Below are 15,331 nucleotides of genomic sequence, written 5' to 3'. Positions count from 1 at the left end.
CCGTCCTCGTTCAGTTTATATTTAGTCAAAAAACTAAACGGCTTCTAAACGCCTGAAAATCACGCGTTGACTCCCGTTCAATCAAACAAAAACGCAACATTAAATAAATTAAATTTAACAAAACCAGCATAAAACAGCGACTTGCATCACATTTGCAGTCATAAACATCGCTTGTTATGGTGCCTCCAGATTAATTTGATGATGAGGCACGAAACATGAAAAAACTGAATATCCTTCTTCTTTCTGCACTGACCGCCCTCTCTGGTTCCGCACTGGCCATGGGCGGTAGCGTTGAGCAGGGTAAAAACTTTACTAACCTCAATCTGGAAATGGGCAAATCCTCATCCGGCCTGTACGCCGAAAGCAACTGGCTCAAAAACACCGATGACGGTACCCAGACCGGTGGCGTAGGCGCAGGCTACAACCTGGAAGTGGGCCCGGTCATGCTGAACGCAGGCGCGAAGGCGATCTACATCGGCCCGAAAAAAGGCGATAACGGCGTGGCGTTCCCGATTGGTGGCGGCGTAAACGTTGCGCTGACTGACAGCATCCATGTCTATGGCGAAGGTTACGTTGCGCCTGAAGGCCTGAACAACAGCGTGAAAAACTACGTGGAAGCCAACGGCGGCGTAAGCTGGACGCCTGTCACGCCGCTGACCCTGAAAGTGGGTTACCGCCACGTGAGCGTTGATGGCAAAGACGGTCGTCCTGGCCACACGCTGATTGACGGCGCATACGTGGGCGGTGGTGTGTCCTTCTAAGGCTGTATTGCGCGTTTCGCCCGGCGGCGCTACGCTTGCACGGGCCTACGGGTTTTGTAGGCCGGGTAAGCGCAGCGCCACCCGGGAAGAAAGGCGATGACGTTATTTACGCACCACCACCAGCTTCTGGTTCACAAACTCTTTGATCCCCAGATCCGACAGCTCGCGTCCATAACCGGAGCGCTTCACGCCGCCGAACGGCAGCTCTGGCGCGGTATCGGTGAGCCAGTTGATGTACACCATCCCGGTCTCAATCCGCGACGCCATTTTCTTCGCGCGCTCGATATCCTGACTGAATACCGCCCCACCCAGGCCATAGTGTGAATCGTTCGCCAGGGCGACGGCCTCGTCGTCGTTTTTCACCACATACATCTGGGCCACCGGACCGAAGAACTCCTCGAAATACGCCGGGTTGTCGCGAGAGATATTCGTCAGAATCGTCGGCTCGAAGAAGCTGCCGTCACGCTGAACAGGTTTACCGCCATAGTGCAGCGTCGCACCGTTTTTCACCGCCTCGTTAACCTGTTTGGTCAGCGTTTCCAGCGCATCTTTAGACGACAGCGGTCCCAGCGTGGTGCTTTCGTCCAGCGGATCGCCAATCTTCACCTGCTTAAACGCCTCGGTGAATTTAGTCAGGAAGGCATCCGCAATCTTTTCATGCAGGATAAAGCGCTTCGCCGCGGTACAGACCTGCCCGGCGTTGTTGAGGCGCGCACTGACCCCCGTCTTCACCGCTTTTTCGAGGTCGGCGTCATCCAGCACCACGAAGACGTCGTTACCGCCCAATTCCAGCGTGGATTTCTTGATGTGCTTCGCCGCCTGTGCGGCCACGACGCTACCGGCTTTTTCGGAACCGGTCAGCGCGGCACCCTGGACGCGATCGTCAGCGATGATGTTCGCCACCTGGTCGGACGAGATAAACAGGTTGGTCCACGCCCCTTCCGGCGCACCCGCCTCGCGTACCAGATGGGCAAAGGTCTCAGCGCAGTGCGGTACAATGCTGGCGTGTTTGGCGATGACCGGGTTCCCCGCCGCCAGGTTCGGCGCCAGAACGCGCATCAGCTGGTAGTACGGGAAGTTCCACGGCTCAACGGCCATCAGTACGCCGATGGGGTGATGCTCCACCCACGCTTCCCCAAGTTCAGAGGGATACTTCACCGGCGCCAGGAACTGCTTCGCATTGTCGGCGTAGTAGCGGGCGATTTGTGCGCACAGCTTCACCTCGCCGCGGCTCTGCTCGATGAGCTTACCCATCTCCTGACTGGCGATTTTCGCCAGATCGTCCACGCGCTCGTCGATCAGGTCGGCAAGCTTATGCAACACCGGGAGACGCTGGTTGATGTCGCCTTTCGCCCAGTCAGAATGGTAAAGCGCATCAGCCGCCTTCAGGGCCGCTTCAATATCCGCGTCGGTATGTGAGGGGTATTCTTTGATGAGCTGGTTAGTGGCAGGATTTACTGTCTGATAAGCCATTTCGAATCTCCATGTTTTACCGCTTAGGGTATTAAGGGTAGTCAACATGACTGGCTATGGACGTAAAGTTGGGTATATCCGGACGGTTCCTAATGAAGCGCTGCCAGACGGTTCCCTGACGTGGTATAAAAAATGTCCAGAAGGAGTTCCCATGACCGATACCCGACACATCCTCCAGACTTTTCACCGCGCCTCAGGCATTGAGCTGCGCAGCACATGGCAGAGCACGCAGGCCTACAAACGTCATTGTCATACCCAACTCTCTCTTGGCGCGATTGTGGAAGGCCAGACCTGCTGCGTGTGCCATGACAGGGAGTACATCCTTCATCCCGGGGATCTGATTGTGATCCCGGCTTATGCGCCGCACAGCTGCAACCCCATCGCCGGGCAAGCGCGCAGCTACCATATGCTCTATATCGACACCGATCGTCCTCTGGCGCTCCAGGTGATCCGTAACGCTACGTTCTTTAAGCACTTCCTTGATATTGTTGAGACAATGTCGCCTGCATCCGTGGACAGGCTGCTTTCTGTCCTTCCCCACCGTGCGGATAACCCTGATGCGCTGCGTTCAACCAGCCAGCATATTCAGCAGGCACTTCTTGCCGATCTGGCTGCACCGCCTTCGCTTGATGAACTTGCTCAACGCTTCTCGCTACGCAAGGAGACGCTGATTCGTACCTTCCGGCAGGACACCGGGCTGACGCCGGGCAGCTTCCTTAATATCTCCCGCGTGGAATACGCCAAAGCACGGCTGCGCGCCGGGGATGATATTGCCGACGTGAGCTACCAGAGTGGGTTTGCCGATCAGAGCCATTTCCATAAGACCTTCGTTCGCTATAGCGCCGCTACGCCGCGCCAGTACGCCACAGGACGATCAATATCAGACAATAATCAGGATACGTAACACCGTAAGGTGATCTCAGTTACGGCTATGAGGTCACTATGGAACTGTTCTTCCCTTCCGCTTTTCTCGCCCTGGCGCTGGCGCATTTTGTTGCGCTGTTAAGCCCGGGTCCGGATTTCTTCTTGCTTGTGGGCTACGCGGCGCGCTACCGACTGCGCGGCAGCGCCGGGCTGTGCCTCGGCATCGCCGCGGGTAATGCGCTCTATATTGTTCTGGTGATTGTCGGCTGGAGCGCCCTGCGCCAGTTTACGTGGCTGTTTACGCTAATCGAACTGTCCGGGGCGCTGTACCTGCTGTGGATTGGCTCGCACCTGGTGCGCAGCCGCCCGCAGACGCTGGCGCTGAATGAAACTCATCAGCGGCTTCCCGCATTGCGTAAGCAAATCCTGCTGGGGCTCGGCTCGGCACTGCTTAATCCGAAGAACGCGCTGTTCTATCTGGCGCTGATGACGGCGTTACTGGGGCCAGACGTCACGCTGCTTCAGCAGGCAACCTGCGGCGTCTGGATGGTGATGGTGGTGCTGGTGTGGGATCTGGCGCTGGTGTCGCTAATGGGGTTGCGAGCGGTGCAACAGAAGCTCAGCCGTGCGCTCGGGTGGATTGAACGCACGGCGGGCGTGGTGCTGATGGGGTTTGGTGGGTGGGTGCTGTGGCGATTTTTGCATTTTCTTCCCGTCTCCCTCTATCCTTAACCCATGGAAAAAATAGCTGAACTCAAACGCGCTAAGCTTCTCGCGCTGTCGCTGCTGCTGGTTGCCGCCGCGGCGTTTATCTTCACTCTGTTCCTGCCGCAGACTTTCTGGGTGCGCGGGGTAAAGGCGATTGCCGAGGCGGCGATGGTCGGCGCACTGGCGGACTGGTTCGCCGTCGTTGCGCTTTTTCGCCGGGTCCCCATTCCGTTTATCGCGCGCCATACGGCGATTATCCCGCGCAATAAAGACCGTATCGGCGACAATCTTGGCCAGTTTGTGCAGGAGAAGTTTCTGGATACCCAGTCCCTGGTAGCGTTAATCCGCCGCTATGAACCCGCGCACATGATCGGTGCCTGGTTCAGCAAGCCTGACAACGCCCAGCGCGTCGGGCTGCATCTGATGCAGGTGATGAGCGGGTTCCTTGAGTTGACCGACGACGGGCGCATTCAGCGGATGCTCAAACGCGCGGTGCATAAGGCCATCGATAAGGTCGATTTCACCGAAACCAGCGCCGTGATGCTGGAGAGCATGACCAAAAACAACCGCCACCAGGTGCTGCTCGATGCCATCATCAACCGCCTGATTACCTTGATTCAGCGCGACAGCACGCGGGAATTTATCTCTGACCAGATCGTCCACTGGCTGAAGACCGAACATCCCCGCAAAGCGATGGTATTGCCCACCGAGTGGCTGGGCGATCAGAGTGCAGAGATGGTATCGAATGCGGTGAACACGTTGCTGGACGATATCAGCCACGACCGCACGCACCAGATCCGTCAGGCGTTCGACCGGGCCACGCTGAAGCTTATCGACAACCTGAAAAACGATCCGGAAATGGCGGCGAAAGCCGACAACATCAAGCACTACCTGAAAAATGACGAGGCGTTTAACCGCTATCTGGGGGAAATGTGGGCCGATCTGCGCCAGTGGCTGAAGGCGGATATGCAAAGTGAAGACTCGCGCGTGAAGCAGCGCATCGCCAACGCCGGGCTGTGGTTTGGCGAAACGCTGACAAACGATGCCAGCCTGCGGGCGTCGCTGAACGAGCATCTGGAGCAGGCCGCGCATCGCGTCGCGCCGGATTTCGCCGCGTTCCTGACCCGCCACATCAGCGACACGGTGAAAAGCTGGGATGCTAAAGACATGTCCCGCCAGATCGAGCTGAATATCGGCAAAGATCTGCAGTTTATCCGCGTCAACGGTACGCTGGTGGGCGGGACGATTGGCCTGATCCTGTTTTTACTCTCGCAGCTGCCTGCCGTGCTGGGGCATTAATCCGCTTTGGGCGGCGCGATGATATAGCGCGTCGCCTCGAAGCGATTCAGGATTAAATGCACAAGAAAGACCATCGTCAGCGTCGCCACCAGCGAAAACGTGACGGAGGTGATGCGATAAAGATCGCTGAACACCAGGTCGCTGTCAGGATGCATGTTCTGCCCGAACATAATGCCGATGGTGGTAATACTGGAAAATCCTACGCCTGCGCCTACTTTCTCCATCACATGCAGACGTGCGCCAAACGCCAGCCCAAGGCCAATCAGCGGCATCATGAGCAGCATATGGCTACTGTGGTCGTAGAGGATGAGCTGGACAACCAGGATATAAAGACAGCCCAATACCACGCCGACCACGCGCCAGATGGAGCTCATCACCGCGCCACGATAGTGCATCGGGAACAGGATCAAAATCCCGGCCATCAGCGCCGAGAGGGAATCGCTTAAGTCACTGATTTGAAAAACGACGAAAATCAGCGTCGCGACGGTGCCGGAGAGCAGCGACTCATGGCGCACGCGGGCATCGTCTTTCTCAATCAATGGCGGCGGCTTGCGGGGTTCCACGTCCGGCAGGAGATAGTTCATCAGCGCGCTCAGGCACACCGCCATCACGCTCGCTTCGATGTTGGAAAACAGCAGCGTGTGCCAGTTGGTGGTGGGGTAGCTCATAAAATTGAGCATCACGCTCTGGCACACCACGCCCATCGACCCGAACAGGAACAGCGGCCCTTTGCTCATAAAGCGAAAACGCATGACGTACAGGGCAAACACCACCAGCGTCATGATGACCGGCCATTGCGACAGATAGCCGATGATAATCACCATTTCAACGCAGTTCAGCGATGCACTGAAGATAAACTGCTTCGCCACATGGCGGTTGAAGACCGGCACCAGCGAGAGCAGCATGATCGGGTAGACCACAAAAAACACGCCGTAGCTGGTGTTGTAGAAACTGGAAATGCTCAGCGCAATCATCCCTGCAAAGACGATGCGCAAAGTCTGGCGAAAGTCGTTTGCCGTGTAGACGATGTTACCGTGCGGGGTAAACACCCGCGCCAGCGTATTAATAGACATAATGCAGCAGGCTCACCAGATGGATCTGCATCCCGGAGAAGAAGCGCGCAAACGGCCCTTCACTGTTATAGAGCTGGACAGTCGCCCGCGCCCCGGTCGGCAGTGGCTTCGGCAGCGCCTCGTCCAGCATGACGTGAATGCGCATGCGTTGGGCGTCACGCACCCAGCGGTTCGAGGTTTCCGGCTCGGAGAGCTGACCGTTCACCGCCTCCTGACCCGCGAGGATCCCCGCGTCGCTGCTGGTCACGTGGGCGCGGAAGACGCGTCCCGGAAAGGCGTCAAACACCACCGCGGCATCGGTGCCCTGATGGGTATGGCGCAGGCTTTTCTCGCGGAAATCGGCCACGATGTCGGTCTGGTTGTTCACCAGCGCCAGCGCCGCTGCGCCTGAGGAGGCATAAAAACCGGGGCTTAACTGCAGGTTACTGACCGTGCCGTCTGCCTGAGCATACACCTTCGTCCAGCCGAGATTCAGCTCCGCCTCATCCAGCGCGTTGCGGTATTTTTGCAGCGTGACGTTGCGGTGTTCATCCCGCTCGCCGCGCTGAATACGCAGGTTCTGGATATTCGCCTGGATCGTGCTGACGGACTGCTCGCTGCTCTGCCAGGTGGTCCGGACTTTATCCAGATCCGCCTGCGCGACGTTCTGTAACGTGCTCAGCTTCTGATAACGTTCGAAGGTCACTTTATCGTTACGCGCGGTCAGCACGGCGGTTTTCAGGCTGGCCTGCGCGGCGGCAATCTGCGCGTCCAGCTGCTGGTTGGAAAGACGAGCCTGCTCCAGCGCGATTTGCGCCGCTTCCACTTTATTGCGAAACGGCGTGTCGTCGAGTTCAAACAGCAGATCGCCCCGCTTCACCTGGCTGTTGTTGTGCACATGCACGGCCGCCACATAGCCGGAGACGCGCGGAGAAACCGGCGTCACCACGCGCATCACGGTGGAGTCCGGCGTCAGCGGGATCCAGATATCCGCGACGACAAAATAGATAAACATCAGCAGGAAAGAGGCAATACTCACCCTTACCCAGCGGGCAAACTTTTGTTCAGGGGTCATTATTTTTCGGTCTTGTTGTCTTCTTCGCGGATTGTCCGCAAATTACAGGCGATTTGATTCAGGGTGGCGCTGAAGATCTCGATATGTTCCGGCGCGATATTTTGCGATACCCGCGCCTGATAGGTCTCAATCACCTGAGTAAGCCTTTTTAAAATGGCTTTTCCCTCAGGCGTCAGCGTCAGAAGCCGGATGCGCTTGTCATAAGGCGATGTGGTGCGCAGCAGGTAACCCTGTTTTTCCAGCTGTGTGAGCGTGCGCATCAGCGGCGGCAGTTCAATGCCCTGCACCTCCGCCAGCTCACTCATTGAGACGTTATCCCCAAGTTGAAAAAGCTGCATCATCACCGTCCAGCTCGACTGGGTTAACCCGGTATCGAGAATGGCATCGTCGATCACCGCACGCCACTGACGCACGATCATCGCCATCCGCATACCCATTGGCCTGCGGCTAAACAGTTCTTCTTCACTCATAGGGAGTCCCTCTCGTCACACGCAGTCAAGATAATAGTTATCAGGGTAAGTATCAAGAAACGAGGGACGAAAGCGCAGGAATTGCGAAAACGAGGCTCTCCCTCTCCCTGTGGGAGAGGGCCGCGGTGAGGGCATCAGCCCGCAGCGGAATTTAACGGCTAAAGCTAAAATGTCGGGTAATGGCACTTTTCCCCGACGCCGTCACCACTACCTCCCTGTACCCCATCACCCGCTGGATCCAGCCTTTACTCTCCAGATAAGTGAGCAGCGCCGTACCCGCTTCTCCCCCCAGATGAAACCGTCGCTCGCTCCAGTCGAGGCAGGCGCAGCAGGCCTTGCGACGGGGATGAGCATTTAATGGAATGCCGAGTTTCAGAAACTGCTCACGGCCATACAAGGTGAGCGCGGAACCGTCAGCCTCCAGCCAGCCTTCCGCCTGCATAAAATCATAGATCTGAACCGCCACCGTTCCGGCAAGATGGTTATAGCAGGTGCGGGCTTCACGCAGGGCTTTTGGCGCAGACGTTTCCGGCGGCGTAATGCGGCTCCAGGAGAGCCCCATCATCTGCTCGACCAGCGCCGCGACGTCGTGCCCGGCAAGGCGATAATAGCGGTGCCGCCCTTGCGATAAACACGTAATCAACTTTCCCTCCACCAGCCGGGCGAGATGCCCGCTGGCGGTCGACGGCGCAACATCTGCCGCAGTGCTGAGTTCGGTAGCGGTCCACGCCCGCCCGTCCATCAGCGTGCAGAGCATCTTCACGCGCGAGGGATCGGCCATTGCCGCCGCCACCGCCGCAATGGCCTGTTCCAGTGCCGCGCTGTTCTCAGGAGGCTGGTTCGTTTTTAACATGGGGCGCCCAGGGTTCGGTGATCTCTGCGGCCAGCTTATCATCATCCGTCAGCAGAATAAGGTGATTCGCATGGTCGCTGTACTGGGTCAGGAAAGGCACGCCGCTCGCCCTCCGTTTTCGGAACTATATTCCCGCACGACCTGTGCCACGCGAATGCGATAGTACGCAAAAATGGATCCCCGCCCTTCGGCCTGCGCCGCCTGGTGAAAGACGTTTTGCTTCCAGCTGCGGATGGCCTCTTCATCCCGCCACCAGGAAAGGGACAGGATTTTGCCGTCGGTGGTCAAACTCTGAAAGCGTTCGATATCAATAAAACCATCAATGTCGGCCAGCAAAGGTTTGAGTTCGGCGGCGAGTTGCAGGTAGCGGGCCTGATGATGAGGCTCCGCTTTGGCTTCGAAAAGGACTGCGATCATAAGTGTCTCTCCGTTGTGATAGTGAGGAGAGAATGCAGAGAAAATTAACTTCATACTTCGGCGACTGACGAAGTGTTTTTGCCGGATGGCGCTGCGCTTATCCGGCCTACGAGCGCCTGTAGGCCCGGTAAGCGCAGCGCCACCGGGCAGGTTTTAGCCCAGAATCGACCTCGGCTCCATAAACGCCCGAATCCCCCACTCGCCCATCTCGCGCCCCACGCCGGAGTGCTTAAACCCGCCAAACGGCGCTTTCGGCTCATGGGCAAGCGTATTCACCAGCACGCGCCCGGAGACAATCTGCTGCGCCACGCGGCGGGCGCGGTCCACATCCTCACCCAGCACCATCGCGCTCAGGCCGTACTCGGTATCATTGGCAATCGCGATAGCCTCCGCTTCGTCCTGATAGGGAATGATGCACAGCACCGGGCCAAAAATCTCGTCGCGGGCAATCACCATGTCATTATTCACGTCAGCAAACAGCGTCGGGCGTACAAACCAGCCGTCCTGCGTCCCCGCTGGCCGCCCTTCGCCTCCTGCCAGCAGCCGTGCGCCCCCGTCGAGCCCCTGACGAATATACCCCTGCACCCGCAGCCACTGCTTCTCGCTGACCATCGGGCCGACGTCCGTGGCACTGTCGCGCGGGTCACCGGATTTCACCGCCGCCACGGCCTGCGCCAGCGCGGTTTCGATTTCCGTTTTACGCGACTGCGGCACCAGAATGCGCGTTCCCGCCACGCACGCCTGCCCGCTGTTCATAAACCCGGCCTGAATCACCAGCGGGATCGCCTGCGCTAAGTCCACATCATCCAGCAGGATCGTCGGCGATTTACCGCCCAGCTCCAGCGTCACGCGCTTAAAGCTTTCCGCCGCGTTACGCAGAATGGCCTTGCCGGTATTTGTCGAACCGGTAAACGAGATTTTCGCCACGTCCGGATGGCGGCTGATGGTGTCCCCGACGGTTTCACCGCGCCCGGTGACAATGTTAAACACGCCCGGCGGCAAAGCAGCATCGCGCAACGCTTCGGTGACAATCCGGGTTTGCAGGGCGCTCATTTCGCTCGGCTTAATCACTGCCGTACAGCCTGCCGCCAGCGCGACCGCCAGCTTGCCGCAGATAAAACCCGCGTCGCTGTTCCACGGCGTGATCAGCCCGGCCACGCCAAGGGGCGTCATCTGTACCGTCGCGGCCCCCGCGGTTGTCTCGAACTCAAACGCCTCCAGCGCCTCAATGGCATGGGCAATCACCTCGGCCGGATAGCGGGCCATCCACGCCGATCGCGAAGCAGGTGCGCCGTACTCCTCGATGACAGCGTCCAGCAGCGCGTCATGGCGAGCCGCTATGGCCGCGTGCATGCGTTTCAGCGCGGCGATACGCGTCTGTTTCGTAGTCTGCGACCACGCAGGAAACGCTGCCTTCGCCGCCGCGATGGCGCGCCCGGCGTCAACCTCATCCGCCAGACGAACCTGACCAATAACCTGCGCCGTCGCCGGGTTATACAAATCAAACCATTCGGTGCCGTGCGGGGTAACAAACTCGCCGTTAATAAAAATCTGTTCGATCTGGTGCATATAAACCTCCTCAGGCTGTGTGAGCACAGTCTGGCACGGCTTCTCCGTTGCGATAATCCACGCTATGCTGCAAGGGTTGTTTCGATTTTCAGGATAATCTATGCATCGTTCAGGTCTGACAGAGCTGGAAGTGGTGATGGCCGTGGTGCGGCGCGGCAGTTTTCGCGGCGCGGCGCAGGAGCTCGGGATGTCCGCGACGGCGGTGAGCAATGCCATCGCCGGGCTGGAGAGCCGCCTTGAGACTCGCCTCTTTAACCGCACCACCCGCAGCGTGGCGCTTACGGACGCCGGGCAGCGCTACGTGGCGCGCGTGGGGCCGGCCTTGCAGGAAATCCGCCTCGCGGGGGAGGAGATCCACAGCGACACCGGGGAACCTGCCGGAACGCTGCGTCTGAACGTGCCGAACCATATCGGCTCGCTTTTTCTCGACCAACTACTGATCGACTTTATGATCCGCTACCCGAAAATGCGCGTGGAGATCGTCAGTGAAGCACGCATGATCGACATCGTCGCCGAGGGTTACGACGCGGGGATCCGCCTCGAAGAGTCCATCCCGCAGGACATGATCGCCGTACCGCTGACAGGGGAGATCCGCCAGCTCGTCACCGCCACGCCAGATTACTTCGCACGTCACGGCATTCCGCAAACGCCGGACGATCTGCTGCAACATCAGGGGATCGGCATGCGTATGGCTCACGGCGGGATCTACCGCTGGGAGCTGGCCCGTCGGGGGGAAACGTACGCGCTTGCCGTGCCGCCGCGCTTTGCGACGTCCGATCTTTTCGCCTCGATCCGCGCCGTAAAAGCGGGGTTAGGCGTGGGATTTTTGCCGGAACTCTATATCCAGGAAGAGCTTGAGAGCGGGGAACTGGTGAGCGTGCTAAACGACTGGACGCAGCCGTTTGCCGGGCTCTGGTCATCGCCACGTCCCGCCAGGGTTACGGGCGCTGGTAGCGATGATCCGCGAGCGCGGCATTATTCCAGGTTAGCTTTATTCAACCCGTAAGCCGCATCCAGCGAGCCTGGCGCCATGCGGGAGGTAATTCCCAGACGGTTCCAGGCGTTAATCGCCACGATGGCGAAGTTCAGCTCTGAAATCTCAACGTCCGAGAAGTGCTCCGCCACGCTGCGGTACAGGGCATCGCTCACGCCATGCACGCCAATCTGCGTCAGCGCTTCGGTAAAGGCCAGCGCGGCTTTTTCGCGGGCGCTGAACAGCGGGGATTCACGCCACGCTGCCAGATGGTACAGGCGCAGCTCGCGTTCGCCGGCAATTTTGGCCTCTTTCGAATGCATATCCAGACAGAAGGTACAGCCGTTCAGCTGCGACACACGAATGTCGATCAGGTGCTTCAGCGCCGGGTCGATGGAGGTTTTCGCCACCTCCATGCTCAGGGCAGACAGTGCGTTAGCGAGGGCAGGTGTAACTTTATGGTGGTTGACGCGAGTGCTCATGGTCTTTCCTCTTTTTTTGTGCGGCATCGGTGATGCGATGAGGCAAATCTACGCCGTTCATGACATAGTAAAAAGACACAAAAAGCGTGAAATGAGGTAGGACATGAAGCCGGGCTATCACGAGATCTACTCCCGCTATCGCGACAACATTACGCGCGGCGTGCTCAAGCCGGGCGACAAAGTGCCCGCCATCCGCGTGCTGGCCGAAGAGCTGAAGGTGGCGCGTAAAACGGTCGAAACGGCGTATGCCATTCTGACGGGCGAAGGGTATCTGGTTAGCCAGGGCGCGCGCGGCACGCGGGTCAACCCGGACTTACTGTTGCCGGAGCGTCCTGCCCCAACGGAACAGCCTACCGGTACGCTTCCGGCATCGCTTATCAGCCAGCGCGAGCGGGCAGGGTTTCTGCGCCCTGGCATCCCATCCCTCGACAGCTTTCCGTACAAAAAATGGCTGCTGCTGGCAGGCCAGGCGACGCGCGCCATGCGTCAGGAGGAGATGCTTAACCCGCCCGTTCTGGGCTGGTACCCGCTGCGCCAGGCCATCGCCAGCTATCTCAATATCTCGCGTGGCTTGTCCTGCACCGCCGGGCAGGTGCTCATCACCAGCGGCTACAGCGGCAGCCTGCGCCTGATCCTCGACACGCTCGCCAGCCGCAGCGACAAGGTGGTGTTCGAAGATCCGGGTTATTTTATGGGCCAGCAGCTCCTGAAGCGGATCGTGCCGCGTCTGCACACGGTGCCGGTCGATCGCTGCGGCATGGACACGGAATACCTCCTCCGCCACCATCGCGACGCCCGTTTTGCCCTCGTCACCCCGTCGCACCAGAGCCCGCTGGCGGTGACGCTCTCCCTGCCGCGTAAACAGCAGCTGCTCGACTGGGCCAGCCAGAACGAGGCGTGGATCATCGAAGACGATTACGATGGCGAGTTTCATTACACTCGCAAGGTGTTGCCGTCGCTGAAAAGCCTCGACCAGCACGACCGGGTAATTTTTATGGGCACCTTCAGCAAAACCATCATGCCGTCGCTGCGCATGGGATACGTGGTGATGCCCGCCAGCACCGTCGGGGCGTTTACCGACTGTGCGGTCATTACCACCAGCGGCCAGCCGGTGCTGACGCAAAAGATCCTCACCGCATTTCTCAACGAAGGCCATTTTTTCCGTCACCTGAAAAAGATGCGCGCGCTGTATCAGACCCGCCGCGACTGGATGATTGCCGCCCTGCGCGAGGTGTATGGCGATCTGTTTTTCACCGAGCAGAACGACGGCGGGATGCATATCGTGGCGTTTCTGACCAAAGGAAGTTGTGACCGGGAAGTGGCGCGCTGCTGGCAGGAACAGCAGCTGCAGGTTAACGCGCTCTCCGAGTGGTACCGCGGGTCGGGAAAACGCTACGGACTGGTGATGGGCTACAACAACGTGCGGACATACCAGGAGGCGGTGGCGTTGCTGGAAAGGCCGAAACGGCAGACGCTTGCGCTGTTGAGTTGAACATCGCCGGGTGGCGGCTGCGCCCGACCCGGCCTACGGTTTAAATGTCATTGCGGGATAAACCCACATCTTTGAGCTGCTCATCGCTCATCTGGCTCAGGATGCGGCGGGTACGGTTGATGCGATACCAGTTACGCAGCGTTTTCGCGATCCAGACAAACACGATAAACGGTCTTTTAGAACGATTCTCGAAAAATTCCATGATGCTCTCCTCACTGTGCCAGTGGGGTTATCATCCTGGAAATCCGCCTGTGCAATACAGATGCAAAAACACCTTTTGTTTACCATACAGATCCGCTAAAACGGTATCTGCATGGCATTTTTTACGGCAATCTGTACTGGTTTTACAATCTGTATGGTGAAAACAAAGGATACAGCATGACGCGCTATCAACATCTGGCCAATCTCCTGGCAGAACGCATTGAACAAGGGCTGTATCGCAGCGGCGAACGTCTGCCGTCGGTGCGCACGCTGAGCCAGGAGCACGGCGTGAGCATCAGCACCATACAGCAGGCTTATCAGATCCTTGAAAACCTCCAACTGATCACGCCCCAGCCGCGCTCCGGCTATTTTGTTTCGCAGCGTAAAGCCCAGCCGCCCGTCCCGGCGATGACGCGCCCGGTGCAGCGCCCCGTGGACGTCACCCAGTGGGATGAGGTGATGATGCTGCTGGACGCCCGCGCTGACAAAGAGATGATCTCTTTTGGCGGCGGTTCGCCGGACATTAACCAGCCGAGCCTGAAGCCCCTGTGGCGCGAGATGAGCCGCATCGCGCAGCATAATCCGGGTGAGATGCTGAGCTATGACGTGCTCGACGGGCGCCTGGAGCTGCGCGAGCAGATCGCCCGCCTGATGCTGGACGGCGGCTCCACCGTGGCAGCGAACGAGATTGTCATCACCAACGGCTGCCACGGCGCGCTGTCGATTGCCCTGCTCTCGGTGTGTCAACCGGGGGATATCGTGGCGGTGGAGTCGCCGTCGTTTCACGGCACCATGCAGATGTTGCGCGGGTTTAACATCAAGGCGATTGAAATTCCCACCGACCCGGAAACCGGGATCAGCATTGAGGCGCTTGAGCTGGCGCTGGAACAGTGGCCGATCAAAGCGGTGATCCTGGTGCCCAACTGCAATAACCCGCTCGGGTTTATCATGCCGGAAGCGCGGAAAAAGCAGGTCTTAGCCCTCGCCCAGCGGCACGACATTGTGATTGTTGAAGATGATATCTACGGCGAGTTGGCGGCGGAGTACCCGCGTCCGCGAACCATTCATTCGATGGATATCGACGGCCGGGTGATCCTCTGCAGCTCGTTTACCAAAACCGTGGCACCAGGTCTGCGCGTGGGCTGGATTGTGCCGGGACGCTATTACGACCGGGTGATGCACATGAAATACGCCGCGGGCGGGTTTAACGTACCGGGCACGCAGATGGCGGTGGCGGCGTTTATTCGCGACGGCCATTACCATCGCCACGTCCGCCGTATGCGCCAGATTTATCAGCAGAATATGGAAACCTATACCTGCTGGGTACGGCAGTATTTTCCGGCAGGGATTTGCGTGACCCGCCCGCAGGGCAGCTTCCTGCTGTGGGTTGAGCTGCCGGAGAAGGTGGATATGGTGTGCGTCAGCAAGCAGCTGTGTCGGCTGAAGATCCAGGCCGCAGCCGGGTCGCTGTTTTCCGCTTCAGGGAAGTACCGCAACTGCCTGCGCATCAACGTGGCGCTGCCGCCGACGGACAAAAATCGCGAGGCATTAAAGAAGATGGGTGAAGCGATTGTGATTGCGATGGAGGAGGGCTAGTGCGGCCTGATGCCCTCACCCCGACCCTCTCCCACAGGGAGAGGGA

The 15,331-nt window shown here is 58.7% G+C and carries 15 protein-coding genes and 2 pseudogenes; 7 read left to right on the top strand and 10 right to left on the bottom strand.

Annotated elements, in window-relative coordinates:
* Positions 1-215: 215 nt before the first annotated feature.
* Positions 216-761 carry a YfaZ family outer membrane protein gene (locus G0034_RS02855; RefSeq protein WP_023331942.1) on the top strand — a complete coding sequence of 182 codons (546 nt, stop codon included), beginning with the start codon at positions 216-218 and terminating at the stop codon, positions 759-761.
* Between the two features lie 102 nt (positions 762-863).
* Here G0034_RS02855 and G0034_RS02850 read toward each other — a convergent pair whose 3' ends face one another.
* The gene (locus tag G0034_RS02850; protein ID WP_023331941.1) at positions 864-2,234 is read right to left on the bottom strand and encodes an NAD-dependent succinate-semialdehyde dehydrogenase; all 1,371 of its coding nucleotides are present in this window, start codon (positions 2,232-2,234) and stop codon (positions 864-866) included.
* A gap of 151 nt (positions 2,235-2,385) precedes the next feature.
* Here G0034_RS02850 and G0034_RS02845 point away from each other — a divergent pair, with 151 nt between their 5' ends.
* From G0034_RS02845 to G0034_RS02835, 3 genes are read left to right on the top strand one after another with little or no spacing between them, the layout of a single operon-like run.
* On the top strand, positions 2,386-3,138 hold the full coding sequence (locus G0034_RS02845) for a helix-turn-helix domain-containing protein (RefSeq protein WP_045268934.1): 753 nt from the start codon (positions 2,386-2,388) through the stop codon (positions 3,136-3,138).
* A gap of 38 nt (positions 3,139-3,176) precedes the next feature.
* Positions 3,177-3,830: a LysE family translocator gene (locus tag G0034_RS02840; protein WP_014882402.1), complete on the top strand. Its 654-nt coding sequence runs from the start codon at positions 3,177-3,179 to the stop codon at positions 3,828-3,830.
* 3 nt (positions 3,831-3,833) lie between these two features.
* Entirely contained in the window at positions 3,834-5,105 is a 1,272-nt protein-coding gene (locus G0034_RS02835; protein WP_014882401.1) for a DUF445 domain-containing protein, read from the top strand.
* On the opposite strand, the gene G0034_RS02830 is transcribed toward G0034_RS02835, so the two are convergent.
* The 7 genes and pseudogenes from G0034_RS02830 to G0034_RS02805 form a co-directional block, all read right to left on the bottom strand.
* Positions 5,102-6,178: a DUF2955 domain-containing protein gene (locus tag G0034_RS02830; protein WP_014882400.1), complete on the bottom strand. Its 1,077-nt coding sequence runs from the start codon at positions 6,176-6,178 to the stop codon at positions 5,102-5,104. The two genes, G0034_RS02835 and G0034_RS02830, sit on opposite strands and share 4 nt — an antisense overlap.
* Positions 6,168-7,235, bottom strand: a complete 1,068-nt coding sequence (locus G0034_RS02825) for an HlyD family secretion protein (RefSeq protein WP_179121306.1) — start codon at positions 7,233-7,235, stop codon at positions 6,168-6,170. Before G0034_RS02825 ends, G0034_RS02830 begins: the two co-directional genes overlap by 11 nt.
* Positions 7,232-7,702 carry a MarR family winged helix-turn-helix transcriptional regulator gene (locus tag G0034_RS02820; RefSeq protein WP_014882398.1) on the bottom strand — a complete coding sequence of 157 codons (471 nt, stop codon included), beginning with the start codon at positions 7,700-7,702 and terminating at the stop codon, positions 7,232-7,234. Before G0034_RS02820 ends, G0034_RS02825 begins: the two co-directional genes overlap by 4 nt.
* A 151-nt stretch (positions 7,703-7,853) precedes the next feature.
* Positions 7,854-8,555, bottom strand: coding sequence for an ArsR/SmtB family transcription factor (locus G0034_RS02815; protein WP_179120499.1), 702 nt, complete (start codon positions 8,553-8,555; stop codon positions 7,854-7,856).
* Positions 8,530-8,664: pseudogene (locus G0034_RS23255) on the bottom strand (amino acid-binding protein); the annotation flags it as partial. The gene G0034_RS02815 and the pseudogene G0034_RS23255, both read right to left, overlap by 26 nt.
* Positions 8,643-8,972, bottom strand: a complete 330-nt coding sequence (locus G0034_RS02810) for an antibiotic biosynthesis monooxygenase family protein (RefSeq protein WP_179120498.1) — start codon at positions 8,970-8,972, stop codon at positions 8,643-8,645. The gene G0034_RS02810 and the pseudogene G0034_RS23255, both read right to left, overlap by 22 nt.
* Before the next feature lie 153 nt (positions 8,973-9,125).
* Positions 9,126-10,541 carry an aldehyde dehydrogenase family protein gene (locus G0034_RS02805; RefSeq protein WP_179120497.1) on the bottom strand — a complete coding sequence of 472 codons (1,416 nt, stop codon included), beginning with the start codon at positions 10,539-10,541 and terminating at the stop codon, positions 9,126-9,128.
* A 100-nt stretch (positions 10,542-10,641) separates the two neighbouring features.
* On the opposite strand from G0034_RS02805, the pseudogene G0034_RS02800 reads away from it, so the two are divergent.
* Positions 10,642-11,530, top strand: a pseudogene (locus G0034_RS02800) (LysR family transcriptional regulator).
* Here G0034_RS02800 and G0034_RS02795 read toward each other — a convergent pair.
* Positions 11,517-11,996, bottom strand: a complete 480-nt coding sequence (locus G0034_RS02795) for a carboxymuconolactone decarboxylase family protein (RefSeq protein WP_014882392.1) — start codon at positions 11,994-11,996, stop codon at positions 11,517-11,519. The pseudogene G0034_RS02800 and the gene G0034_RS02795 overlap by 14 nt on opposite strands.
* Positions 11,997-12,099: 103 nt before the next feature.
* Between G0034_RS02795 and pdxR the strand changes: the two genes are divergently transcribed.
* Complete coding sequence (gene pdxR / locus G0034_RS02790) at positions 12,100-13,488, top strand: MocR-like pyridoxine biosynthesis transcription factor PdxR (protein ID WP_179120496.1); 1,389 nt, start codon at positions 12,100-12,102, stop codon at positions 13,486-13,488.
* A gap of 40 nt (positions 13,489-13,528) precedes the next feature.
* On the opposite strand, the gene G0034_RS02785 is transcribed toward pdxR, so the two are convergent.
* The gene (locus tag G0034_RS02785; RefSeq protein ID WP_014882390.1) at positions 13,529-13,690 is read right to left on the bottom strand and encodes a DUF1127 domain-containing protein; all 162 of its coding nucleotides are present in this window, start codon (positions 13,688-13,690) and stop codon (positions 13,529-13,531) included.
* Between the two features lie 176 nt (positions 13,691-13,866).
* Between G0034_RS02785 and G0034_RS02780 the strand changes: the two genes are divergently transcribed.
* Positions 13,867-15,285, top strand: a complete 1,419-nt coding sequence (locus tag G0034_RS02780) for an aminotransferase-like domain-containing protein (RefSeq protein ID WP_014882389.1) — start codon at positions 13,867-13,869, stop codon at positions 15,283-15,285.
* Positions 15,286-15,331: the final 46 nt, after the last annotated feature.

This window comes from Enterobacter sp. T2, from assembly GCF_010692925.1.
Classification (GTDB): Bacteria; Pseudomonadota; Gammaproteobacteria; order Enterobacterales; family Enterobacteriaceae; genus Enterobacter; species Enterobacter kobei.
Note: the sequence above shows the minus strand (reverse complement) of the source record. Positions and strands in the feature narration are given on the sequence as shown.